This window comes from Mesorhizobium sp. ArgA1, assembly GCF_053714375.1.
In genome coordinates this window covers 30041-53567 of sequence record NZ_JBSKBQ010000014.1, presented here as the reverse complement: position 1 = coordinate 53567, position 23527 = coordinate 30041, and the positions used below count along the sequence as shown (strand labels likewise).

General features: G+C 63.7%; 19 protein-coding genes. 6 read left to right on the top strand and 13 right to left on the bottom strand.

Annotation, left to right across the window (positions count from 1 at the left end; genetic code table 11):
• Positions 1-36: 36 nt before the first annotated feature.
• From ACWGTI_RS24615 to ACWGTI_RS24590, 6 genes are all read right to left on the bottom strand, one after another.
• Positions 37-912: an SMP-30/gluconolactonase/LRE family protein gene (locus tag ACWGTI_RS24615; RefSeq protein ID WP_454589534.1), complete on the bottom strand. Its 876-nt coding sequence runs from the start codon at positions 910-912 to the stop codon at positions 37-39.
• On the bottom strand, positions 912-1553 hold the full coding sequence (locus tag ACWGTI_RS24610; protein WP_454589533.1) for a 2-dehydro-3-deoxy-6-phosphogalactonate aldolase: 642 nt from the start codon (positions 1551-1553) through the stop codon (positions 912-914). The genes ACWGTI_RS24615 and ACWGTI_RS24610 overlap by 1 nt, the downstream gene beginning before the upstream one ends.
• Positions 1554-1581: 28 nt before the next feature.
• Entirely contained in the window at positions 1582-2535 is a 954-nt protein-coding gene (locus tag ACWGTI_RS24605) for a 2-dehydro-3-deoxygalactonokinase (protein ID WP_454589532.1), read from the bottom strand.
• Entirely contained in the window at positions 2532-3299 is a 768-nt protein-coding gene (locus ACWGTI_RS24600; RefSeq protein WP_454589531.1) for an SDR family NAD(P)-dependent oxidoreductase, read from the bottom strand. Before ACWGTI_RS24600 ends, ACWGTI_RS24605 begins: the two co-directional genes overlap by 4 nt.
• A gap of 155 nt (positions 3300-3454) precedes the next feature.
• A complete protein-coding gene (locus ACWGTI_RS24595) occupies positions 3455-4804 on the bottom strand; it encodes a putative bifunctional diguanylate cyclase/phosphodiesterase (protein ID WP_454589530.1) in 1350 nt (449 codons plus the stop codon).
• Between the two features lie 100 nt (positions 4805-4904).
• Positions 4905-6689 carry a GtrA family protein gene (locus tag ACWGTI_RS24590; RefSeq protein WP_454589529.1) on the bottom strand — a complete coding sequence of 595 codons (1785 nt, stop codon included), beginning with the start codon at positions 6687-6689 and terminating at the stop codon, positions 4905-4907.
• Between the two features lie 195 nt (positions 6690-6884).
• Between ACWGTI_RS24590 and ACWGTI_RS24585 the strand changes: the two genes are divergently transcribed.
• Complete coding sequence (locus ACWGTI_RS24585; RefSeq protein WP_454589528.1) at positions 6885-7493, top strand: class I SAM-dependent methyltransferase; 609 nt, start codon at positions 6885-6887, stop codon at positions 7491-7493.
• Positions 7494-7517: 24 nt separating this feature from the next.
• On the opposite strand, the gene ACWGTI_RS24580 is transcribed toward ACWGTI_RS24585, so the two are convergent.
• The 3 genes from ACWGTI_RS24580 to ACWGTI_RS24570 all read right to left on the bottom strand — a co-directional run bounded on the left by ACWGTI_RS24580 (position 7518) and on the right by ACWGTI_RS24570 (position 10174).
• Positions 7518-7925 (bottom strand): GtrA family protein, encoded by a 408-nt coding sequence (locus tag ACWGTI_RS24580; protein ID WP_454589527.1) that lies wholly within the window; start codon positions 7923-7925, stop codon positions 7518-7520.
• Entirely contained in the window at positions 7922-9166 is a 1245-nt protein-coding gene (locus ACWGTI_RS24575; protein ID WP_454589526.1) for a glycosyltransferase family 2 protein, read from the bottom strand. The genes ACWGTI_RS24580 and ACWGTI_RS24575 overlap by 4 nt, the downstream gene beginning before the upstream one ends.
• Positions 9167-9583: 417 nt before the next feature.
• Complete coding sequence (locus ACWGTI_RS24570) at positions 9584-10174, bottom strand: NAD(P)H-dependent oxidoreductase (RefSeq protein ID WP_454589525.1); 591 nt, start codon at positions 10172-10174, stop codon at positions 9584-9586.
• A 270-nt stretch (positions 10175-10444) separates the two neighbouring features.
• Between ACWGTI_RS24570 and gshB the strand changes: the two genes are divergently transcribed.
• Positions 10445-11398, top strand: a complete 954-nt coding sequence (gene gshB / locus ACWGTI_RS24565; protein WP_454589524.1) for a glutathione synthase — start codon at positions 10445-10447, stop codon at positions 11396-11398.
• 85 nt (positions 11399-11483) lie between these two features.
• Here gshB and ACWGTI_RS24560 read toward each other — a convergent pair whose 3' ends face one another.
• Positions 11484-12557: a glycosyltransferase family 2 protein gene (locus tag ACWGTI_RS24560; RefSeq protein WP_454589523.1), complete on the bottom strand. Its 1074-nt coding sequence runs from the start codon at positions 12555-12557 to the stop codon at positions 11484-11486.
• Positions 12558-12743: 186 nt separating this feature from the next.
• On the opposite strand from ACWGTI_RS24560, the gene ACWGTI_RS24555 reads away from it, so the two are divergent.
• Positions 12744-13808, top strand: a complete 1065-nt coding sequence (locus ACWGTI_RS24555; RefSeq protein ID WP_454589522.1) for a glycosyltransferase — start codon at positions 12744-12746, stop codon at positions 13806-13808.
• A gap of 268 nt (positions 13809-14076) precedes the next feature.
• Here the strand turns inward: ACWGTI_RS24555 and ACWGTI_RS24550 are convergent, their stop codons facing one another.
• Entirely contained in the window at positions 14077-15423 is a 1347-nt protein-coding gene (locus ACWGTI_RS24550; protein ID WP_454589521.1) for an Ig-like domain-containing protein, read from the bottom strand.
• Positions 15424-15866: 443 nt separating this feature from the next.
• Here ACWGTI_RS24550 and ACWGTI_RS24545 point away from each other — a divergent pair, with 443 nt between their 5' ends.
• Positions 15867-17399, top strand: coding sequence for a YifB family Mg chelatase-like AAA ATPase (locus tag ACWGTI_RS24545; protein ID WP_454589520.1), 1533 nt, complete (start codon positions 15867-15869; stop codon positions 17397-17399).
• 25 nt (positions 17400-17424) lie between these two features.
• Here the strand turns inward: ACWGTI_RS24545 and ACWGTI_RS24540 are convergent, their stop codons facing one another.
• The gene (locus ACWGTI_RS24540; RefSeq protein ID WP_454589519.1) at positions 17425-19596 is read right to left on the bottom strand and encodes a malate synthase G; all 2172 of its coding nucleotides are present in this window, start codon (positions 19594-19596) and stop codon (positions 17425-17427) included.
• Between the two features lie 116 nt (positions 19597-19712).
• Positions 19713-21734, bottom strand: coding sequence for a hydantoinase/oxoprolinase N-terminal domain-containing protein (locus ACWGTI_RS24535; protein WP_454589518.1), 2022 nt, complete (start codon positions 21732-21734; stop codon positions 19713-19715).
• 198 nt (positions 21735-21932) lie between these two features.
• Here ACWGTI_RS24535 and ACWGTI_RS24530 point away from each other — a divergent pair, with 198 nt between their 5' ends.
• On the top strand, positions 21933-22910 hold the full coding sequence (locus tag ACWGTI_RS24530; protein WP_454589517.1) for a threonine/serine dehydratase: 978 nt from the start codon (positions 21933-21935) through the stop codon (positions 22908-22910).
• Positions 22911-22922: 12 nt separating this feature from the next.
• Positions 22923-23516 carry a DNA-3-methyladenine glycosylase gene (locus ACWGTI_RS24525; protein WP_454589516.1) on the top strand — a complete coding sequence of 198 codons (594 nt, stop codon included), beginning with the start codon at positions 22923-22925 and terminating at the stop codon, positions 23514-23516.
• The last annotated feature ends 11 nt before the right edge of the window (positions 23517-23527 follow it).

The following is a 23527-nucleotide window of genomic DNA, read 5'->3' as shown; positions in this document are numbered from 1 at the left end:
GACCAGCGCCGGACGCCTGCGCGACAACCCGAGCCGTCAGGCGATCAGCACGCGCGGCTCGAAGCGGCCGTTGACAGGGATGTCGAGCAGGAAGGTCATGCCTGCCTGCGGATCGAGTTTGCGTTGCTTGTCGTCCTTGCCCTTCCAGGCCGAGGTCACCGCCAGCCGGTCAGCTTTGGCGCCGATAAAGGCCGGGCACGAGGACTGCCCCGCCGGCATCGGTATTTCACGCAGTAGCGTGCCGTCAGGCGCATAGGCCTTGACCGCCTTGCCGCCCCAGACGGCGTTCCACAGCACGCCGTCGCGGTCGACAACCGAGCCGTCGACATAGCCCTTGGATGAACGGTGGTCGACGAACACTTTGGACTCGCCGGCCGGCAGGCCCGTCGCCGGGTCGCAGGCGACGCGCATCAACAGGCCGGTCGCGGTGTCGGTGTAATAGGCGATCGTCCCATCTTCGGAAAAACAGACGGAGTTCGATACGGTGATGCCGGTGTAGAGCGTGCGCAGCTCGCCCTTGAAGAACCAGTAGATCGACCCGGCGCCCTTCTGCTCACCCTTGCCCATGGTGCCGACCCAGAAGGCGCCGCAAGGGTGGACGCGCGAATCGTTGGAGCGCGTCAGCGCGTTGTCGGCTTCGATGGCTGTATGCAATGTCAGCTTGCCGGTCGAAACATCGCGGACATGCAGGCCGGTCTCGGTGGCGATAAGCTGGCGCTTGTCATCGATGACAGCGATGGCGCTGGCCATCTGGCCGAGCTCATGGACCTTCAGCGCGCCTGAGGTGACACCCTGCTCCAGCAGAAGCCCGTTGACGATGTCGAACCAGAACAGCGTATCGGTGGCGGGATCGTAGCTCGGACCTTCGCCGAGTTCGCAGACATGGCTCGAGAAAACCGAAACGTTTTCCATCACGCCTCTCCGCCGAAGGCCGCATCCCAGGCCGTCACCGCCGCCCGGGCGCGCGTGGCCACCTCGTCAACGCTCATGCCCGGCTTGAAGAGGCTTGAGCCGAGGCCGAACGCGGTCACCCCGGCCGACTTGTAGCCGGCAAAGTCCTTGTCCGAAACGCCGCCGACGGCGCCTACCACGGTGTCGCTCGGCAGCACGGCGCGCGTCGCCGAAATGCCGCCGGCCCCAAGCACGCTTGCCGGGAAGAATTTCAGCGCCGAGGCGCCAAGCCGTATCGCCAGAAAAGCTTCGGTGGGCGTGAACACACCGGGCATCGTCACCATGCCATGGTGCATGGCGCGGGCCATGACCTCGGCATCGATGTTGGGGCTGACCAGCAGTCTGCCGCCGGCCTTTGCCAAGGCGTCGACATCGGCCGCCGTCAGCACCGTGCCGGCGCCGACCAGCGCCGTTTTGGGCAATGCCGCGACAATGCTGGCGATCGACACAAACGGCTCCGGCGAATTGAGCGGCACCTCGATGGCTTCGATGCCGGCATCGAACAGCGCCTGGCCGATGGAGACAGCCTCGCCAGGCTTCAGACCACGCAGAATGGCGACGAGACCACGCTTGAGCTTCGGGAAAGGTGCGGTCTGGGTCACGCGGTCACTCCACTCTGGTGGGTCATATTCATTTGGCGATCATGCCATTTTCGCGTGCCGCCTCGATGAGGCCGGCACGCACCGCCTCGTCGGCATCGACCGTCCTGACGGCAAGTCCCGCAAGGTCGAGCGCCTGCCGATAGAGAGCCGCAAGCGAACCGGAGGCGACCAGCACGATTGCGGTGGCGCTTTCGCCGTAACGGCGGCCGGCCGAGGCGATCTCGCCCCCGATCAGCAGCCCGGACAGGCAGGCGGCGGCATCGTCCGCCTTGAGGTCCTGCAGCAGGCCGGCGGCGCGGATCGAAAACAGCCGCGAGGTGACATCACCGCCCTCGGCCAGCGCCTCGCGGCACCAGTCCTGGAAGAACGGATTGTCCGCCGCGACCGGCTTCGGGTTCTCGCCCAGCGAGTGGCGCAGGATCGAATGTGCGGCCAGCACCGAAAACAGCTCGCCGGTCGGCCAGGTGCAGAAACCATCGACCGCGCCATCCTCGACCAGAACCCATTTCGAGTGGGTGCCGGGCATGCAGACGAGATGGCGTCCCTTAGCCGGCAAACCGGCGCCGGCAAGCTGCGTTTCCTCGCCGCGCATCACGTCCGGCGCGTCGGCCAGTCGCTGCGCAAGGCCGGGCACGATGCGGATGTCGCGGCTCTGGCCAGGGATGCGCGCGGCGCCCGCGAGGATGGCGCCGATCGGCGCCGGCACGGTGACGTAAGGCGCCTCCACCCAGCCCTGGCGCGAGCCGGCCATGCCGCAGATGATGACCGGCAGCCCCTGCGGCGCGCCCAGTGCCCCCAGGTGGCCCTCGAGGATGGTTGAAAAGCCCTTTTGCTGCGCGGTGATCAGGCCGTCATCGCCGCGTCTTTCGGCAAGCACCCCACCCGCCTCGTCGATCAGCCAGACCCGCATGCGGGTCGTGCCCCAGTCGACGGCGGCGACGGCCGGCGCCTTGTTGGCCGGACTTTGGCTTGCCGGGCTCACAGGAACCCCCCATCGACGATCAGCATTTGCGCCGTCAGCATACGTGAGGCATCCGAGGCCAGGAACAGCACGGTGCCGACAATATCGTCGGGCTGCATGACCTGCTTGATGCACTGCTTGGCGACATGGGCGGCAAGGCCCTGTTCGGTGACCCAGAGTTCCTTCTGCCGTTCGGTGATCACCCAGCCCGGCGCAATCGCGTTCACGCGGATGCCGTCGACGCCGAGCTTGCCGGCAAGCCCCTTGGTCAGACCGAGTATGCCGGCCTTGGCGGTGGTGTAGGCCGGCATATCGGGGTGGTTGATGAGATAGGAGGTCGAGGTGAAGTTGATGATCGAGCCGCCGCCGGCCCGCTTCATGCCCGGCGCCACCGCCTGGGCAGTGAAGAAATGCGGTCGCAGATTGACGGCGAGGTTGTTGTCCCAGAACTCAACGGTGACGTCAGCGACATCGTGGCGTTCGTCCCAGGCGGCATTGTTGACCAGCACGGTGATGTCGCCATGCGCCTCAGCCGCCTTGGCAGCGGAGGCACGCAGCGCCTCGACATCGCGCAGATCGGTCCTGAGGTAGAGCGGCCGCCGGCCAAGTTCCTGTTCGACGCGGTCGGCAAGCATCGCGCTTGGGCCATCGGCGATGTCGATGAAGGCGACATTGGCGCCCTGGCGAACGAAACCCTCGGTCAATGCCGCACCAATTCCGGAACCGCCGCCGGTGATCAGCACCGAGGCGCCCCTGAGGTCGGCAAAATCCGCCGATGGCATCATATCTTTTTTCTCCGACCACAACCGGCGCGCATCCTAGCCAGAGAAGTTCGGCGGGCAAGGGTGAAACGTCGGGTCTGCGGGCTTATGTCAGACAAAACGACAAGGCGCCACACTGCGCTGTCATCCCCGGATTGGAGATTGCGGCAGACCGCCGCTCAGATCGCCTTGGCGTAGAGGGCGCCGCGATAGGAATCGCGGAGGTAGCCGAGCGTGGCGTCGGCATCGACCGGCTTGCCGAAGAGATAGCCTTGCCCGCCGGCGCAACCGAACTGGACGAGGCGGTCGGCCTGGGCCTCCTCCTCGATGCCCTCGGCGACGACATCCATGCCGAGCCCTTCGCACATTGCGAGAATGGCGCGGATGATGTGTTCCGACGGACGGTCGTCAAGGATGGAAGACACGAAGGCGCGGTCGATCTTGAGCTTGTCGAAATGGAATTCGCGCAGGCGGCCGAGCGAGGACTGACCGGTGCCGAAATCGTCGAGCGAGACGCGGATGCCGACACGGCGCAGATCCTCGACGATCTTCTCGGCCGATGCCGGATCGTTCATCAGGCCGGTTTCGGTGATCTCGATCTCCAGCCGGCGCGGATCGAAGCCGGTGCGGTCGAGGATCGACAGTATGTGCAGGCCGGTGTTCTGGTCGACGAGCTGCGAGGGCGACAGGTTGAAGGACAGGAACAGGTCCTTCGGCCAGCTGCGCGCCGCTTCGGTCGCCTTGCGCAGCACCAGCTGCGACAGTGGACCGATGATGCCGCGCTCTTCGGCGATGGGAATGAACACGGTCGGCGGGACGACGCCGAGGTCGCGATCGGTCCAGCGCGCCAGCGTCTCGAAGCCGATGGTACGGCGGGTGTTGAGATCGACGATGGGCTGGAAATGCGGCTCGACCTCGCCGGCCGAGACGGCACGGCGCAGCGCCTGTTCGATGCGGGTGACGCGCTTGGCCGCCTCTTCCATCTCGCGTGTGTAGACGACGACGCGGCCGCGGCCCGAACGCTTGGCGTGGTAGAGCGCCGTTTCGGCCTTGTGGACGAGGATTTCCGTGGTTTCGTCGCCGGAATAGAACAACGAGCAGCCGACCGAGGCCGAGAGCCTGGCGGTGCGTTCGCCGACATCGTAGGGCGCCGACAGGATCTCGATCATCATGCGCGCCTTCTCGGCCGCGGCTTCCTCGGAGAACACCATCGGATAGAGGAAGGCGAATTCGTCGGCGCCGATGCGGCAGACCGTGGAATGGCTGTCCATCGAGGCGCGCAGCCGCATGGCCACCTGGATCAATATGTCGTCGCCGGCCTTGTGGCCGAACAGATCGTTGATCGGCTTGAAGCCGTCGAGGTCGAGAATGCCGACGGTGAAAGGCGCGGGATCGTCGGCGCGGTCGCTGATCAGGCGGTCGACCTTGTCGAAGAAGCGGCGATGGTTGCCAAGCCCGGTCAGCGTGTCGGTGAACGCCAGATCCGTGTTTTCCCTGCTTGCCTGCCCGGTGCCAAACATCGTTTGCATCGGTATCCCTGTTTTTGACGTCCGAAATTTGCGCTGAGACTGGCAGCAAAGCGTTTAGGAACCGTATCGCGAAATCGATTTTTCGCTGACGAATGATGCTTTAGCGGACGCGGTAGAGTTCGACCGGGTTTCCGCGCGTTTCGGCGATGGGTTCGAGCCAGTCCGGCACGCTGTCGCGCACCAGCCCGGCGAGGAAGCCTTGCGGTGCCTTGGCGGTGAGCATCTTGGTTTCCGCGCTGCCGCGGCAGAGCGCAACCAGGCCGACATCGTGCTCCGCCACGATTGTCTTCGCTTGGTCCGCCGATCCGAGAAAAGCATCGAGCGCAAGCAAGTAGCCGGCGATGTTGCGATGATAGGGACCGGAAAACGCGCGGTGTCCGGAATAGGCCAGGATGGGCGAGCCAAGATTGGAAATGGCGAGCACCGTGGTGTCCGGCAGCCTGGATAAGGCGTCGAAGGAAGCCTTGCGCTCGCAAGGCGCATCGGCGTCGGCGTCCTTGGCCGCAGCGGTGACCTTGGCCTCCAAGGCTGCCGAGGTCGCGGCGGCGGCGGCGGTCCAGACGACATTCACCGACACCAGCCAGGCTGCGGCCATGCGCAGCGACACGCTGCGCGAGGGGGTGATTCTCGCCCGCTCGCGCCAGGTTGCGATCCAGGCCGACAGCGGGATGACGGCAAAGGCGATCGAGAAGGTCGAACCGCGGACCTGCCAGGCGCTGACGATGAAGGCGGCGACCAGCAAGGCGCCAACGAGGCTGTCCTGGCGGCGCCATGACCCGCGCAGGCGAAGCGCCATCAGCACGAGCGCCACCAGCGGCGTGGCGTATCGCGCCGCCACCGAGGCCGGCTCGTTGACCATGAGGTTAAACATCGACTGCGCTTCGTCGATGTGGTCGAGCAGGAACTCCTTGAAACGCGGATCAACGTTCGCATAGGGCGCGGCCAGGCATTGCGGGAACAGCGCAACGACAACGCCGCCGAGCCCCAGCGCAAGAAGACCGAGCGAAATCAGGCGACGGCTGACGGTGCCGCTGGATGCTTTGAACGAGGTGATGGCAGCAAGGCCCAGTCCAGCGATCGCCGCCACCACGAATTGCACGGTGGAGAAGGCATCGCATTGCGCCTGCCTCCAGGCCGATGGCGGGATGGTGGTGACGAAGACGAGCGCTGAAACCCCGGCGAATCCGAGACCGAAATCCCTGGCGATCCCTGCCTCGCCCCCCGGGTCGACGACAAACAGCAAGGAGATGCACACGCCGATGGTGGCGACATAGGGCACGGTTTCCATGCCGACGGCGAGCGTCAGCGCCGCGCATAGGCCCGAAAACAACGCCGCCCAACGGCGCGCCGGCGCCTCGAGCAACAGGCTGAGGCTGGCCATGGTCAGCGTCAGCTGGACATTGTGATGATCGAGCGCACCCGGCGAAAAGATGCCAATGAAATGCAGCGCCGCCCCACCAACGACGATCGCCGGCAGTACGGCGCCCGGGCCAGCGAAACCGCGGGCCGCGCGGGCGGTGAAGAACACGGCCAGGAAGAACAGCAGCGCTGGCCACAGCACCTGCGCGATGGCCTCGGCCATGGCCATACTGCCGGTCAGCGCGTGAGCGGCAAGGACGATGGCGGCGAGCGGCGCATCGACCAGCCGCGACCAGTGCATCACGAAGCCGCCTTCAAGCCCCATCCTGTACTGATGCAGATCGAACCAGCCCTGTCCGGCCAGCAAGTCGCGAACCTCGACCAGACGCAGCAGACTGTCATTGTCGCCGCCGGCATTGGTCAGTTCGCGGAATCCGGTGCACGCGCTGACGACAACCGACAGCAGCGCGGCGATGAGCGCAAGCGCGAGGTCATTGCGCCATGATGGGCGGGCCTTGATGGGCATCACAGCATCGACAGAAGTCACGGGGCGCGGCCTTTGGTTGCTCTCTTTCGCAAGAGGAAACCTAGCGCCAACTCACTGCGCAAACCTTAAACCGCCCTTGTCAGAGGTTGCGAAACGCTTTGTTTGCCATTCACAGATACGTTCCCGGAACAAATATGAGTAGGCAACTCGGACCTGGATCCTGGCATGAGTGTTATGGCTGTCGAAAAGAAGATCCTGAACGCAGCCCATAATCGGGCAGTGTTTCAACGCCGCATCCGGGTCCTTTCCGAACATATCAGCGACATGCTGGGCGCCGACGGCACTGTTCTCGATCTCGGCTGCGGCGATGGCTCGCTCGCCAAGGCGGTGATGGACAGGAAACCCGGACTGACGTTTCGCGGGATCGATGTTTTTCTGCGACCGCAAACAGCCATCCCCGTAGAGATTTTCGACGGCACTACGATCCCGGCTGCTTCCGGGTCGTTCGACTGGGTGACCATAGTCGACGTCCTCCACCACACGGACGATCCCAGCCGACTTGTCGCTGAAGCCGCAAGGGTCGCCCGCAAAGGCGTTGTCATCAAGGACCATCTGCGTGATGGACCCTTCGCCTATAGCACACTCAGGTTCATGGACTGGGTGGGAAACAAGGGGCACGACGTGCGGCTGCCCTACAACTATCTGTCCAGACGGGAATGGGACGCGATTTTCGATCAGGTCGGGCTCAAAGCCCGGGCATGGCGCGAGAACCTGTCGCTGTATCCGTTTCCGGCGAACCTGCTGTTTGACAGGGGACTGCACTTCGTCGCATCGCTTCGGTAGAGCCGCGGCTGCGGCCGGGCGCCTTCACGCGGCTCTTTGATCGTCGCGAAACACCCAGACCGATGAAAGCACGTAGCTGGCTGCGCCGGCGGCGACCGTTATGATGGCTGACATCACCAGCGGTGAGGCGGAAAATACCGACACCGCGACATGGGCCGACAGACCGGCAAACACTGCGCAGACCAACTGCGTGACGAGATAGCGTGGCAACGCACGGCCATGGGCGTGCTGTCCCTCGAACGTCCAGCCGCGCTGTGCCGAATACGCCACCACGAACGCCAGCCCATAGGCGATGACGCTCCCGACAAATGGCGGCAAGCCGGCCGAAACCAGGGCCCACGACAGCACGAAGAACAGAAGCGCCGCGCCAATGCCGACCACGGCGAACCGGATAAGCCGTATGGCGGCGAATTTTCGCGCAAACCCGTTCATTCTTCCGCCGGCGCCAGGGCGTCATCCGATCGGCTGGGCTGGCCTGCTTTCATCCGCTTGACCGGTATCTCCAGGACGCCGAGAAGAAACGCCGAGAAGAAGGCCTGGAACGAAATCACGATCAGGCTGAGGCCGAGCACGACGATGCGCGGGATTTCGGAATCATTGAGCGGACCGAAGCCGAGATGCGCCCAGCGCGCCACGGCGTAGCCCACGAACAGCGCGCCGCCGGCAAAGCAGATGCCGGCATTGGCGGCAAGACGGTCGGTGCTGATGGTTTTTGCCAGCCAGCCGGAACGGCGGCTTGGCGGCAGGATGCCGGTGATCTCGGCATAGTAGCGCGAAATGGCGCCGAAGGTGACGAGCTGGACGCCGGTGACGATCATGAAGCAGGCGGCGACGAAGGTGTTGAGGTCGAGCGACAGATTGTCGATCACGCGCAGCGGCCCGAACACCAGCAGCGCGGCAAACAGTGCGCCGACGCCGCACAATAGCGTGCCTGGGATGAAGAACATCCAGCGCGGATTGTAGACCAGCAGGAATTTCAGATGCCGCCAGCCGTCGCGCCAGGTCCGCAGATGCGGCGGCCGGCTGCGGCCGTCGGGCTTCAGCGTGGTCGGCACTTCCTCGATGCGCAGGCCGGCAAGCGCGCCGCGCACCACCATCTCCGAGGCGAATTCCATGCCGGTGGTCTGCAGGTCGAGCTTGCGTATGCTCTCGGCATTGAAACCGCGCAAGCCGCAATGGAAATCCCCGGTCTTGATGCGGAAGAACAGCCGGCCGACAAAGCTCAGCACCGGATTGCCGAGATAGCGGTGCAGCGGCGGCATGGCGCCGGGCTCGATGCCACCCTGGAAGCGGTTTCCCATGACCAGGTCGGCGCCGTCGCGCAGGCGGGCGACGAAGGCCTCGAGCGCGCCGAAATCATAGCTGTCGTCCGCATCGCCCATGATGATGAAACGGCCCTTGGCTACAGCGATGCCGCCGAGCAGGGCGGCGCCATAACCCTTCTGCGCCACCGGCACGACGCGGGCGCCGATGGCGGTGGCGATGTCCTGCGAGCCGTCGCTGCTGCCATTGTCGGCGATCAGCACCTCGCCGGAGATTTTCGCCTTGTCGAGAAATGCCTTTGCCTTGCCGATGCAGACGGCCAGCGTCTCGGCCTCATTGAGGCACGGCATCAGGATGGTGAGTTCGAGCGCTTTGACCGAGGCGGTGCGGATGGCGGTGACGGCGTTCATGGTCGTTGTTCCATCGAGGCGCGGGCGTGGCGTGGCCGGGCGAAGCGGCACTTACCTTGCACGGCAAGGCTTAAGAAAACGATGACGCGCTGCCTCGCCTTGTCTCCAAATGATCCGAACGGGACCGATCCGGCGGCGGGCTGATCCCTCTCACAATGTCGCGATTGGCCGGATGTCGCCCGCCGGGCGCATAAACCGCGCCACCTCGATCGTGTCAGCCTACGGAGAACCCGACGATGTTGCCGCTCTCACGTCCTGCAAGGATCGTATCTGACGCCAGACCGGCGCACAGGGTGGCCGAAGGCAAAGTCGCGCCGCCTGCCGAATTCGGCATTGGTTTCCAGCTCTCCTGCCCGGCCCTCCTTGTTCAGGGTTCCACTTGCCTCTTGTCCAACACCACGGCGCAGCCTCGGCTCATCAGAATTTCTCGAACCGCCGCTCCACCTTTCGCGCGAACATTTCCCTCTTTTCGTTGGATATGCCCTCGACGGAATATCTCGTCATGTACAGATGCTTCACGTTGCCTCCACACATGGTCTTCAGGCCACGCAGCAGCACCTTCCTTCCAGGATTTTGCATATACATTTCCGTATACCACCAGGGCGATCCGCACGTCGTCACCACTCCCATTCGGCGGATGTTCAGAAGTGCCGGTCTGATGACGCCGCCGTCCGCCGGCACGTGATACGCGACACCGGGTCGCCAAACGCGATCGAAATAGCCCTTCAGCATGGCGGGCATGCCTGACCACCATGTTGGAAAGCAGAACACGCACGCCTCGGCCCATTGCAAGGCTTCGATGTAGACTCGCAAATCCGTCGGTATTTTAGAAGGATCAAAGTGGCCACGCCGCTCTTCTGGTTGCATCACCGGATTGAACTTCATTTCGTAGAGGTCGAAGTCGACGACCTCGTCGCCCCTGGCTTTGAGTGTCCGCACGACGCGTTTGTGAAGCGATGCCTGGTAACTGTCGGCGAGTGGATGTGCGTAGACGACATTGACTCTCATTCATGGCTCCCCCGGCGCAAGTATATATTAGCCAATACTCACGCAAAGGAAATTGGCTGAGAGTCGAACTGATGAGCGTCGGCACCTGCCGAGTCCGAAGGTCACCGACGATCCCTCCGCGATCGGCTGAGCCGTCCCGGCCGACTTGCCGCTGACGACACGCATTAAGCCTGAGCCAAGCAAGCGTGATTGGCAGACGGCGCCGAGTTCCGTATATCGCTCTCGTCGACGCATCGACCCGAACTCGCTCCAATCGCGCCGGAGACCGCCATGAAGCTGAAAATCGCCGTCCAGATGGACCATGTCTCCACCGTCTCGATCGCCGGCGACACGTCGTTTGCGCTGTCGCTGGAGGCACAGCGGCGCGGCCACCAATTGTTCCACTACACGCCCGACCGGCTGTCGATGCTGGGCGGCAAGGTGTTTGCCCGCATCGAGGAGATGAAGCTCCGCGACGAGAAGGGCAGCCATTATACGCTGGGCGACAAGGTGCGCACCGACCTGTCGGAAATGGACGTGATCCTGCTGCGCCAGGACCCGCCCTTCGACATGAACTACATCACCACCACGCACATGCTCGAGCGCATCCACCCGAAGACACTGGTCGTCAACGACCCGGCCTGGGTGCGCAACAGCCCGGAAAAGATCTTCGTCACCGAATTCCCCGACCTGATGCCGGAAACGCTGATCACCAAGGACCCGCAGGAGGTCGCGGCCTTCCGCAAGGCGTTCGGCGACATCATCGTCAAGCCGCTCTACGGCAATGGCGGCGCTGGCATCTTCCATCTCAAGGAGGACGACCGCAACCTTGCCTCGCTGCTCGAAATGTTCGCCCAGCTGTCGCGCGAACCTTATATCGTGCAGCGTTATCTCAAGGACGTGCGCAAGGGCGACAAGCGCATCATCCTGATCGACGGCGAGGCGGTCGGCGCCATCAACCGGGTGCCGGCCGACCACGATTCGCGCTCCAACATGCATGTCGGCGGCCGCGCCGAAAAGACCGAGCTGACGAAACGCGAGCGCGAAATCTGCGAGCGCATCGGGCCGTCGCTCAGGGAACGCGGCTTCATCCTCGTCGGCATAGACGTGATCGGCGACTACATGACCGAGATCAACGTGACCTCGCCCACCGGCGTGCGCGAAGTGCAGCGCTTTGGCGGCGCCGACATTGCGAGCCTGTTCTGGGATGCGGTGGAGGAAAAGCGGCGGAAGTCGGGCGCGTAGTGTGCGTTGCTACGGAGGACTTTCCAGAGAAGCATCGAAAGATGCTCTTTATCGAGTAAGACTGCCGAGCAATCGGCTCATCACATCAAACTCTGTCCCGGAAGCGCCGAGGCCTCAGTTTCGGAGGAAGGAGACCGATAAGTCTGGTCTGCAATTTTCGCTGTGGTGTTGCCCAGTCTTTCAGCAGAAAACCCGCATCGGAGTTCTTTTCCAGCAATGCAAAAGCCGCAGACAGTCCAATCAGGTCGACCAAGGTCCTGCGCATTGAGTGGCGGGAGATTAAATGCTCCAGTCCCGGCGCCACTTCGCACCAACGATTGGCCAGTGCCCGCCGTATCGCTATTTCATTATCAGGCGACATCCTGCCGAGGCCTACTCCGGTACCCAGGACGCGCCCGTCCGCCCAGCCATTGCCGCCGTGAAGCCGATAACTGCCAAGAGCCCGCCCAATCCTCACGGTTCCGCCGATCATATGGGCGGCACGAGCCACATAACCATCGGCACATATCCTTATTTCGTCCGGATCAGATGGACGCATGATTTCAAGCGGAGCTCGACGAAACATCATCCCCGATGTGGTTGACCAAAACCAACCCACGGTACCCCGATCAATAAATAATAATGTTGGGTCAGCTTCGGTATCGACATGCAGGTAGCCGCTCATTTTCGGCATCGATCGCGGGTCATTCAGGTGGAATACGGGATGACCGCCCGCAAGCAGGTTGCCGGCCGTATCTATCAACACCTCATCGGAGCTTGACATCGCCGCGATACGGGTGTGGCTGAGATGCGCTCTCGCATGGCATTCTATGAAGTCAGGATGCCAAGCATCGTCACCGTCAAGAAAGGAGATCAGAGGTCCGGCTGTCGCGTCAAGCCCGGTCATCATTGTTGCCAACTGCCCGCCATTTTGCAGTCGGGGCAGAAAGCGGAAACGACTGTCGCCAAGCTGGGACAGACACTCTTCAATCCTTCGGCGGGAACCGTCGGTCGAAAAATCATCGACCACCACGCACTCGAACGCAGTGTACGTCTGCGCCGCTACGGATCGGATCGCAGTGTCGATGAATGCCTCTTGATTGAAACAGCCTACGCAAACGGATACGGTTGGTAGTGCGATGTGAGAACCAGCCCCGCTTGGGACGATGTTTTCTTTCAAGAGGCGCGTCTCCGTACACCAGATTTGATCGCCTGAGATATTCCGTCGATCAAATGGCGATGTTTTCTTTGCCAAATTTCTCTCTGTCGAAGCGAGTTTTTCTCCCGCACTCAAGATCGCAATTGCCGCATGTTGACCCTACAGCACGGGTATCGCCCTCCTACCAAATTCGAGATTGTCAGAGCCATGCTGCGTCATGGCCACAACCTCAGAAAAGGGCACCCTTCCGCGAAGTCGCAACCTGCTCTTCAGGCAAGTTTGCTGTCGGACGATCCGTTCATATCCTATTCGGGAATGTCCGGTACGCCCCTCGGATTAGCAAGTCATATGCCTTTCCTTCCAGCCAGCCACCGCGCCTGGTTTCTCATCTCGCCAACTTGGTCCATCGAAAACAGTGCTAGCGTCAAAACCATCCGGACCTATGCCGTTCTGCATAGACTCAAGAACCCCCATCACTCGCTAATCTTCCTGTCCAACACTCAGGCCGAGGCTGATCTGTTGAACCAGTCCGGCGAGGCCGCCGTCCTGCACAACAAGACGTCAACAACCTCCGAACACATATTCAGGCCTCTCGATGACGTCCCTGTAGAATTTGATGCGATCTACAATGCGCAACTGGCTCCGTGGAAGCGCCATGACTTGTCGCTTGGCATCCAGCGTTGCGCATTTGTCTTTTATCGAGATTCAAGCGGGTCCTCTAGGATGGCGTCGGAAAGAGCAAGAATAAATCGGCACAGGGAGCTCGCGCCGCATCACGTCTTTATCAACGAGTTTGACGGCACCGGCAAGCCTGTCCGATTGGCACCGGCTCAGGTGAACACGCATCTAAATCGTGCAGCCGTGGGAATTTGTCTCTCTGAGGTGGAGGGACCAATGTTCGCCAGCACAGAATATCTTCTCGCGGGGCTTCCCGTGGTCACGACGCCGAACCATGGTGGCCGAGACCTTTATCTGGATGACGACTATTCGCGTACAGTTCCACCCGATCCTCGATCCATCGCGGAGGCTGTCTTAGCGCTGAAGGAGCAACGAATTCCCCGGGATTACATTCGTTCGCAAACTTTGAAACGAATTGAACGAGACCGCGGGCGGTTCATAGACCTTGTAAATGAGATTTTTCTGGAAAGCGGCTCTTTGCACCGGATCGCCATGCCTTGGCCTTTCCGATATCCTGTCATGGAGTGGCTTCCACCCCAAATCGCAATCGATCGATCCCTTTCAGGTGCCGTCGATGCCTTCGTCACCGCTTAGACGGCAACAGCCTCGGATTGCCGGAGGAACTCCGTCGCCCTCTACAGGGCACAACGCGGCTGCAACCAGCACGGCTGGCGCAGAGCCGCCAGACGATCGCTTCGTATGAAGGTTACGCGGAACGCTACGATGCGATCGTCGGGCATATCCCGCACTCTGGAGAAGCGGCACGAATGTCAGCTGCGGCCCATTCTACCCGTTTCGACGGAATTTGGGACCGTCCGTCTTCCACCAATCTCGGTCGTTGGCGGTCGCCAGTTGCTTGAGTTTAGACCAGGATGAAGTCGTCCGCGGTGAGCAAGGTGCCGGGGTCGATGGCGGCGAACTTGACGGCCGCCGAGCCTCCCACCCCGTCCACATCGAACAGCAGATCGCCGGTCACGTCGTTGTAAAGGATGTGGTCGCTGTCATCGATGGCTGCGCTACCGACCGCGAAAGCCGAAGCGAAGAGCGGGCCGGCCTGCAGCCCGACAAATACGGAGCTGTCGAGCCGGATCACATCATCGTGCGCATTGAAGTCCTCGATCCAGTCGCGGTTCGCCAGTCCAAAGGTGTCGAACGCGAAGACATCCCTGCCCTCGCCGCCGGCCAACCGGTCGCTGCCGGCACCGCCATTGAGGATGTCATCGCCAGCGCCGCCCCGCAGGTCGTCGGAACCGGCGCCGCCGTCGAGGTTATCGTCGCCTTCATCGCCGCGGAGGCCGTCCGTGCCCGCGCCGCCGCTTATGACGTCATTGCCGGCGCCGCCCTTCAACCAATCGGTGCCCGCGCCGCCGATCAGGGTGTCGGAACCAGCGCCGCCGAACAGCTGGTCGTGGCCTGCGCCGCCGTCGAGCATATCGTTGAAGGCGGTGCCGGTGACCCGATCGCCGCCGTCCAGCGCGGCGACGAGCACGGCACTGTCGTTGCCTGCATAGCTCACAGTGTTCGTGGCGTCGTCCAGCGCGATGGACTCGGCCGGTGGCGTGACCGTGACCGTAATCGTCACCACATTGCTGTTGCCCTGGCCGTCCGTGGCGTAAACTTTAAAGCTGTCGGTGCCGACGAAGCCGGCCTCGGGCGTATAGTCGAACAGATTGCCGTTCAGAAAGTCGGCATGATAGTGCAGGCTGGTGCCTACGTGACCTTGGTGGAACGGATAGTAATTGCCGTCGAACCGCGTGCTCTGCTCAAGGGCGCCGTGGTCCGGCCCATCGACGACGACGAAGCTCAAGAGATCGTAGTCGGCATCCGCCGCGCTGAACTTGATGTCATCGAGAGATTGCCCCTGCGAAACCGAGACATCCAGATCGGCGGCCGTCGGCGCATGGTTGACGAAGGTGTCGGGCTGAAGCGCGCCGCCGTCCAGGATGATCTGGTGCTGGCCGTATTGGGTGTTTTCGCCGCCAAAATATTCGTTCGCCCCGATCCATGTCACGGTGATGGTGTCGGGGCTGTCGGCGTTGACCGAGACGATCCGGGCCGACAGGTAGGCCGCCTGGTCGGACAAGGTGCGGAGAAGATTGCCTTCATTGTCGAAGACCTGCGCTTCCACCGTCGTCCAGGTCTCGGTCCGGCCCTCATTGGTGAAACTGGTGATGGTGAAGAAGCCGTCGAAGACATCGACCGAAGCCACGTCGATGCCGCCGAACGGGAAATCCGGCTTTGCCCCTATCGGTCCGATCACGTCGCCATCGGTTTCCGTGATGCTGAAAAGCACCGCGTCGGGGCTCGGGTTGGGATTGTCAGGTTCTTCCCATACAGTGAGCACACTGCCATTGCTTAAGGTCGGCATCCTGTTGTCCTCGCTTTTGCGCTTGAACGCGCTGCGGATATCCCCCGATCCCAACCATACCATAGTATGCGAGTCGGATCGGTGACACCAATCACGCCGCCTTTGCAGTCAATTCTGTCTCGGGCGGAAGCTTGCGTCGGCATCTATGGTGCCGGAAGCACGGTGGACCGTATGTTCCCGTAATGTTCTTGCCTTGGCCTGAAATCTATGGTTGTCTTGGGCCGACGTCGCGCGCGGCCTGACCACAAAGGCCCGAGCGAGCCGGTAACCGGGGGCAGATCAAAATGGTGGCGCGGGTTCGCACGGTTGCTTTCCAGGGCATCGAGGCCGTTCCGGTCGATGTCCAGGTGATGATCGCGCCGGGCAAGGTCGGCATGCAGATCGTCGGCCTGGCCGACAAGGCGGTGGCCGAAAGCCGCGAGCGCGTGCAGGCGGCGCTCCATGCGTCGGGCCTGTCGATGCCGTCGAAGAAGGTGACCGTCAACCTTGCGCCTGCCGATTTGCCCAAGGAAGGCAGCCATTACGATCTGCCGATCGCGCTTGGCCTGATGGCCGCACTCGGCGCCATTCCGGGCGACATGCTGGCCTCCTATGTCGTGCTGGGCGAATTGTCGCTCGACGGTACCATTGCCGCGGTCGCCGGCGCGCTGCCGGCTGCGATCGGCGCCAATGCCGAGGGAAAGGGGCTGATCTGCCCGTTCGGCTGCGGGCCGGAAGCGGCTTGGGCGGGCAAGGATTTCGACATATTGGCGCCGCGCAGCCTGATTGCCATCGCCAATCATTTTCGCGGCACGCAGGTGCTGTCGCGACCCGAACCCGGTATCCATGTCTCGGCGCGCGACCTGCCGGACCTCTGCGACATCAAGGGCCAGGAGAGCGCCAAGCGGGCGCTGGAAGTGGCCGCGGCCGGCGGCCACAACCTATTGATGGTCGGCCCGCCTGGCTCGGGAAAATCGATGCTGGCGCAAAGGCTGCCGTCGATCCTGCCGCCGCTGGCGCCGAAGGAATTGCTCGAAGTCTCGATGATCGCCTCGGTGGCCGGCGAGCTCGGCGAAGGCAAGCTGACCGACCGGCGGCCGTTCCGCGCCCCACACCATTCGGCCTCGATGGCGGCAATGGTCGGCGGCGGCTTGCGGGTGCGGCCGGGCGAGGTCTCGCTCGCCCATCACGGCGTGCTGTTCCTCGACGAATTCCCCGAGTTTTCACCGCAGACGCTGGACGCGCTGCGCCAGCCGCTGGAGACCGGCGACTGCATGATCGCGCGCGCCAACCACCGCGTCACCTATCCGGCGCGCATCCAGCTGGTGGCGGCGATGAATCCGTGCCGCTGCGGCATGGCCGGCGAACCCGGCTATCGCTGCCTGCGCGGCGAGCGCTGCCGCACCGACTACCAGGCGCGCATCTCAGGCCCGCTGCTCGACCGCATCGACCTCAGGATCGAAGTGCCGGCAGTCTCGGCCGCCGACCTCATCCGGCCCGACCGCGCGGAAAAGAGCGCTTCCGTTGCGCTGCGCGTAGCCCGCGCCCGCACCATCCAGCGCGAACGCTTCGAGCGTCTCGGCGTCACCAGCGCCACCACCAACGCGCATTGCTCGCCAGCAATCATCGAAGACATTGCCGTGCCGGACGCCGCCGGCCTGTCGCTGCTGAAGGACGCCAGCGAGAAGCTCGGCTTTTCGGCGCGGGCCTACCACCGGGTGCTGAAAGTGGCGAGAACGCTCGCCGACCTCGACGCCAGCGAGACGGTCGGCCGCATTCACCTGGCCGAGGCGATTTCCTACCGCATGATGTCGGAGCGGGTGGCGCAGGCAGCGTAGATGATCTCACCCACAAGGGCGGAGATCAGTGGTCCTGCTTCGCCTTCAGCTCCAGCCGCCGCGCGTGCAGCACCGGTTCGGTGTAGCCGTTCGGCTGCTCCCGGCCCTTGAAGACCAGGTCGCAGGCGGCCTGAAAGGCGATGGAATTGTCGAAATCGGCGGCCATCGCGCGGTAGAGCGGGTCGCCGACATTCTGCAGGTCGACGGTCGCCGCCATGCGGCGCAGCGAATCCATCACCTGAATCTCGGAGCAAACCTTGTGGTGCAGCCAGTTGGCGATGTGCTGCGAGGAGATGCGCAGCGTGGCGCGGTCCTCCATCAGGCCGACATCGTTGATGTCAGGCACTTTCGAGCAGCCGACGCCCTGGTCGATCCAGCGCACGACATAGCCCAGAATGCCTTGCGCATTGTTGTCGAGCTCGCGCTGGATTTCGTCCGGCGTCCAATTCGGCCGCACCGCGACCGGCACGGACAGTATGTCGTCGAGCCTGGCCTTCGGCCGGCTCTTCAACGCCGCCTGCACGGCATGGACATCGACCTTGTGATAGTGCGTGGCGTGCAACGTCGCCGCGGTTGGCGACGGCACCCAGGCGGTGTTGGCGCCGGCCTTGGGATGGGCGATCTTCTGTTCCAGCATTGCCGCCATCAGATCCGGCATCGCCCACATGCCCTTGCCGATCTGGGCGTGGCCGGCCAGCCCGCATTCCAAGCCCGTATCGACATTCCACGCCTCATAGGCGGAAATCCAGGCGGCCTGCTTCATGTCGCCCTTGCGGATCATCGGCCCGGCTTCCATCGAGGTGTGGATCTCGTCGCCGGTGCGGTCGAGGAAGCCGGTGTTGATGAACACCACGCGTTCCTTCGCCGCGCGGATCGCCTCCTTGAGGTTGACGGTGGTGCGCCGCTCCTCGTCCATGATGCCCATCTTGATGGTGTTTTTGGCCATGCCGAGCAACGCTTCAACGCGGTCGAAAATCTCGACGGCGAAGGCGACCTCTTCCGGACCATGCATCTTCGGCTTCACCACATACATCGACCCGGCGCGGGAGTTCATCCGCCGTCCGTTCGGGCCGACATCGTGCAGCGCGATCAACGCCGTCATCGCCGCGTCCATGATGCCTTCCGGCACCTCATTGCCGTCGCGGTCGAGGATGGCCGGATTGGTCATCAGGTGGCCGACGTTTCTGACCAGCATCAGCGAGCGGCCAGGCAGGCTCAGCGCGCCGCCATCGGGCGCGGTCCAGGCCCGGTCGGGGTTCAGCTTGCGGACAAAAGACTTGCCGCCCTTGCTGATCTCTTCCGAAAGGTCGCCCTTCATCAGGCCGAGCCAGTTGCGGTAGATGACGACCTTGTCTTCGGCATCCACCGCCGCGACCGAATCCTCACAGTCCTGAATGGTGGTCAGCGCCGATTCCAGGATGACGTCGGCAATGCCGGCCGGATCGGTACGGCCGATCTGGTTGGCGCGGTCGATCAGGATTTCGATATGCAGACCGTTCTGGACCAGCAGGATGGCCTCAGGGTTGGCGGTATCGCCGCGATAGCCGGCAAACTGTTTCGGGTTGGCCAGCGTGGTGCCGCCGGCGCCGGCGCTTAGCCGCAAGATGCTGCCCTGGACTGTAAGCCCGTTCACCCCGGCCCATTTTCCGGAGGTGAGCGGCACGGAGTCGTCGAGAAAGCTCTTTGCCCAGGCAACGACCTTGGCGCCGCGCACGGGGTTGAAGCTTTTGCCCTTTTCGGCGCCGCCGGTCTCGGCAATGGCATCGGTGCCATAGAGCGCATCGTAGAGCGAACCCCAGCGCGCATTGGCGGCGTTAAGCGCATAGCGCGCGTTCATCACCGGCACGACCAGCTGCGGCCCGGCGACAACGGCTATTTCGGGGTCGACTTTGTCGGTCGAGACGGAGAAGGCCGGTCCTTCCGGCACGAGATAGCCAATTTCCTTGAGGAAGGCTTTGTAAGCCTCCATATCGATCGGCGTGCCATTGGCGCGGTACCAGGCGTCGAGCTTCGCCTGCATGGCGTCGCGCCTGGCCAGCAGCGCCCGGTTCTTCGGCCCGAAATCATGGACGATGGCCGAGAAGCCGGTCCAGAAGGCGTCGGCCGCAATGCCGGTGCCCGGCAGCGCTTCGCCGGCAACAAAGTCATTGAGTTCGCGGGCAATCCGCAATCCGGCGATCTCGACGCAATCGGTCATCAGGGCTTCTCCAGATGAAAGGCTTTGCGGCCTTTGGCATGTCAGGGGTGAAGGGTCAATTCAGCTTAGGGTGAATGCTTCCTTCTCCCCGTTCTACGGGGAGAAGGAAAAGGCTTTCAAACCGCAATCCTCGGCCGTCCCGACGCCACCGCGACCACATGCGCCTCGATGAACATGCGCTGAGCCTCCACTGTGGAGACGCGAAACTCTGTCGCGACCTCGATCTCCGCATTGTCCGTGCCGGCATCCTTCGCGCGTTCCGCAACGATGGCCCGTACATCGGCCTCCGCCGCCGCGATTGCCTTCACCTCGTCGGTGAAATCGCGCACGGTCTGCCCCGACGCCAGGCGAAACAGGCCTTCCTTGGGCTGGCTGACGCGGGCTTCAGCGGAAACGCGGACCTGGCCGACGACGGCGCCGAGCGCGTTGGCGACGTCGGTATCCTCCGGCACGACGCACTCATTGCCGACCAGTTCGGCCAAGCCGGCATAGTGCAGCGGCGCCGAGGCGCCCAGGCCGATGACCGGGCGGTCGAGCGCGACGGTTAAGCGCGCGATGCCGGGATGGGCATCGACGGCGCGCTGCACCAGCGCATGGGCGACGGTGGCGGCGCCGTCCAGCCCGTCCTCGGCGAAGGCGGTTTCCAGAATGTATTCGGCCGACCAGCGCGTCAGGGTCAGCAGCACGCGTTCCGAAATCACCTCGGGAGAGGCGGCGATGTTCTGTCCACGGCCGTCGCGCTTGCGGGCGAAGAGTTCGGCGCCGAGCCGAGCCGCAGCCTGATCCCAGTTGGCCTGCCTGCCCAGCACATGGGCGGCATCGGATGGCGTAAAGCCCGAGATATGCACCAGCCCGCGCGACACCAGGCGGTTCAGTGTGGCGTTCTGGGCGTTCGACGTTAGCAACCTGTCGATGGCGAGCGGCACGGCACCGATCTGCTCGTAGAGTTTGGCCTCGGGCGCGGTCAGGCCGGCGGCGAGCCTGTCCGGCACGCCGGTACGCAGCGCGAAGCGGCCATCCATGCGGCCGGGATTGGGCGCGCGGAGCTGGCGTTCGAGTTCCGATATCACGGCAACGCCATGCATCATGCCGGCCAGCGCCAGCGGCACCAGGCGGCGCGGGCCGAGCAGGATTTTCGGGTTGAGAGCGCCATCTTCCAGCGCCACTTCGGAATCGCCGCCGAGCCCGAACGTGCGCATGGCCACCGCCTCGACCATGGTGCGGAAGCCGCCAACGGTGGCCCCTTCCGGATCGAGCCGCGGACGGCCGCCGTCGAGCACTGCGACATCCGTGGTGGTGCCGCCAATGTCGGAAACCATGGCGTTGTCGAGCCCGGTCATGTGGCGGGCGCCGACGAGGCTGGCGGCCGGACCGGACAGGATGGTCTCGATCGGCCGCTGGCGGGCAAAGGCGGCCGAGACCAACGCGCCGTCGCCACGCACCACCATCAGCGGCGCCACGATCTTGCGCGCGTCGAGAAAGCCTTCGGTCGCCGCCACCAGCCGGTCGATCATCGAGATCAGCCGGGCGTTGAGCAAAGTGGTGAGCGCGCGGCGCGGGCCGCCGAGCTTGGCCGACAATTCGTGGCTGGCGGTGACAGGCAGGCCGGTCTTATCGCGGATGAGGTCGCGCGCCGCAAGCTCATGCGCCGGGTTGCGGGTGGCGAAATAGGCACAGACGGCAAAGCCCGACACCGAAGCGCCAAGCTCGGGGAGTGCCGCTTCCAATCCCGACAGATCGAGCTTGGCCGCGTTGCCGTGGACATCGTGGCCGCCGGGGCAAAACACCACCGGATCGGTGCCGAGCGCGGTCTTCAGCCCATCGCGGGCAAGATCGGCCTCGGTGAATCCGATCATGATCAGCGCCACGCGGCCGCCCTGGCCCTCGACCAGCGCATTGGTGGCGAGCGTCGTCGACATCGACACAAGTTTGATCGAAGCCGGGTTAGTGGCCGATTTTTCCAGCACCGCATCGACCGCGCCTGAAATGCCGACGGCAAGGTCGTGCCTCGTGGTCAGCGCCTTGGCCTTGGCCAGCACCATGCCTTTCGGCCCGCCTTGCTCGGACCACAGCACGGCATCGGTATAGGTGCCGCCGGTGTCGATACCGAGGAACAGGGGTTTTGGTTTGGCGGTCATTTCTGGCGGTCCGGAATTCTGTTCCCCCGCCCTTAGCCGATACGGCCCCGCGGATAAAGGCGGGAGAGGTGGGCCAGTGTGACCCTTCTCCTCGCAAGACATGCCCGCCAAACTTTGTAACGGTCACATTTTTTCATTGGTGCGCGGCCTGCCTTTGCGTGCACCATGCGCCGATCTCATCCCTCTCAGGACTTCGCCATGACCACGCTTCCCGGCATTGCCGACATCCACGCTGCCGCCGCGCGGCTCTCCGGCCTGATCGTTGAAACGCCCTTGATCGAGTCGCTAGAACTCAACAAGCGCTTCGGCGGCCGCATCCTTTTCAAGCCGGAGACGCTGCAGCGCACCGGCTCGTTCAAGTTCCGCGGCGCCTACAACAAATTGTCGACGCTGAGCGAGGAAGAACGCAGCCGCGGCGTCGTCGCCTTTTCGTCCGGAAACCATGCTCAAGGCGTCGCCGCGTCCGCCGCCATGTTCGGCGTCAAGGCCGTCATCGCCATGCCCGCCGACGCGCCGGCGATGAAGATCGCCAATGTCCGCAAAATGGGCGCCGAAGTGGTGCCGTTCGACCGCTTTCGCGACGACCGCATGACCGTGGTGCGCCCCTATATGGACAAGGGCATGGTGCTGGTGCCGCCCTTCGACGATCCGGCCATCATCTCCGGTCAGGGCACCATCGGCCTCGAACTGATGCGTCAGGCCAAGGCGCTCGGCGTCAGCCTCGACGCGGTCGCCATCCCCTGTGGCGGCGGCGGCCTGTCGAGCGGCATTTCGATCGCCGTCAAGGATGCCTCTCCGGCCACGGCCGTCTGGGCGGTGGAGCCCGAGCATTTCGACGACACGCGCCGCTCGCTGATCGAGGGAAAAAGAGTTTCCAACGAGCCGGGCCACAGCTCGATCTGCGACGCGATCCTGACCGCCGAGCCCGGCGCCATCACCTTCGAGATCAACCGCAAGAACCTCGCCGGCGCCATCGCCGTCTCCGACAAGGCGGCCGCACAGGCGATGCGCGACGCGATGGCGCATCTCAAGCTGGTGGTCGAGCCAGGCGGCTGCGTGGCGCTGGCCGCACTTTCATCCGGCGAGATCGAACTGGCGGGCAAATGCGTCGCCGTGGTGCTGTCAGGCGGCAATGTCGATTTCAGCACCTATGCCGCGATCATGGCCGCGGCCTAGGCGAAGGGCCGGATGCGCGAACCGCTTTCCCGCGCCGACCTGCCTAACGATACCGCCGCTCTCGCCCGCTACCTCATCGGCAAGCTCGTAGTGCGGGAGCTGCCGGAAGGCATCGCCAGCGGCCGCATCGTCGAGACCGAGGCCTATGTCGTCGGCGATGCCGCCGGCCACGGCTATCGCGGGATAACGCCGCGCAATCGCTCGCTGTTCCTCGGGCCCGGACATGCCTACGTCTATCTCGCCTATGGCGTCTCCTGGATGCTCAACGTCTCGAGCGAGGGGCCGGGGACCGGAACCGGCGTCCTGATCCGGGCGCTCGAACCGCTCGAAGGCATCCCACTTATGCAGCAGAACCGGGGCGTCGAGCGCCTGCGCGACCTGGCGCGGGGACCGGGCCGGCTCGCCCAGGCCTTGCGGATCGACCGTTCGCTGGACGGCCTCGATCTGTGCCGGCAAGGCCCGCTATGGCTGGCAGCCGACGAGCACGAGCCCGGCGATATCGGCCATGGCATTCGGATCGGCATCACCAAGGATGCGGACCGCCCGCTGCGATTTTATGTCAGGGGAAGCGCTTTCGTAAGCGGTCCGAGATCGCTCAACCCGTGAGAACTAATCGA

Bases quoted from the DNA above. Each gene is read 5' to 3' on its own strand.
- ACWGTI_RS24585 (WP_454589528.1), top strand. From the start codon at position 6,885: ATGGCTGTCGAAAAGAAGATCCTGAACGCAGCCCATAATCGGGCAGTG.
- ACWGTI_RS24580 (WP_454589527.1), bottom strand. From the start codon at position 7,925: ATGAACGGGTTTGCGCGAAAATTCGCCGCCATACGGCTTATCCGGTTC.
- ACWGTI_RS24600 (WP_454589531.1), bottom strand. From the start codon at position 3,299: ATGATGCCATCGGCGGATTTTGCCGACCTCAGGGGCGCCTCGGTGCTG.
- ACWGTI_RS24590 (WP_454589529.1), bottom strand. From the start codon at position 6,689: ATGCCCATCAAGGCCCGCCCATCATGGCGCAATGACCTCGCGCTTGCG.
- gshB (WP_454589524.1), top strand. From the start codon at position 10,445: ATGAAGCTGAAAATCGCCGTCCAGATGGACCATGTCTCCACCGTCTCG.
- ACWGTI_RS24575 (WP_454589526.1), bottom strand. From the start codon at position 9,166: ATGAACGCCGTCACCGCCATCCGCACCGCCTCGGTCAAAGCGCTCGAA.
- ACWGTI_RS24545 (WP_454589520.1), top strand. From the start codon at position 15,867: ATGGTGGCGCGGGTTCGCACGGTTGCTTTCCAGGGCATCGAGGCCGTT.
- ACWGTI_RS24570 (WP_454589525.1), bottom strand. From the start codon at position 10,174: ATGAGAGTCAATGTCGTCTACGCACATCCACTCGCCGACAGTTACCAG.
- ACWGTI_RS24595 (WP_454589530.1), bottom strand. From the start codon at position 4,804: ATGCAAACGATGTTTGGCACCGGGCAGGCAAGCAGGGAAAACACGGAT.
- ACWGTI_RS24540 (WP_454589519.1), bottom strand. From the start codon at position 19,596: ATGACCGATTGCGTCGAGATCGCCGGATTGCGGATTGCCCGCGAACTC.
- ACWGTI_RS24530 (WP_454589517.1), top strand. From the start codon at position 21,933: ATGACCACGCTTCCCGGCATTGCCGACATCCACGCTGCCGCCGCGCGG.
- ACWGTI_RS24525 (WP_454589516.1), top strand. From the start codon at position 22,923: ATGCGCGAACCGCTTTCCCGCGCCGACCTGCCTAACGATACCGCCGCT.
- ACWGTI_RS24535 (WP_454589518.1), bottom strand. From the start codon at position 21,734: ATGACCGCCAAACCAAAACCCCTGTTCCTCGGTATCGACACCGGCGGC.
- ACWGTI_RS24615 (WP_454589534.1), bottom strand. From the start codon at position 912: ATGGAAAACGTTTCGGTTTTCTCGAGCCATGTCTGCGAACTCGGCGAA.
- ACWGTI_RS24555 (WP_454589522.1), top strand. From the start codon at position 12,744: ATGCTGCGTCATGGCCACAACCTCAGAAAAGGGCACCCTTCCGCGAAG.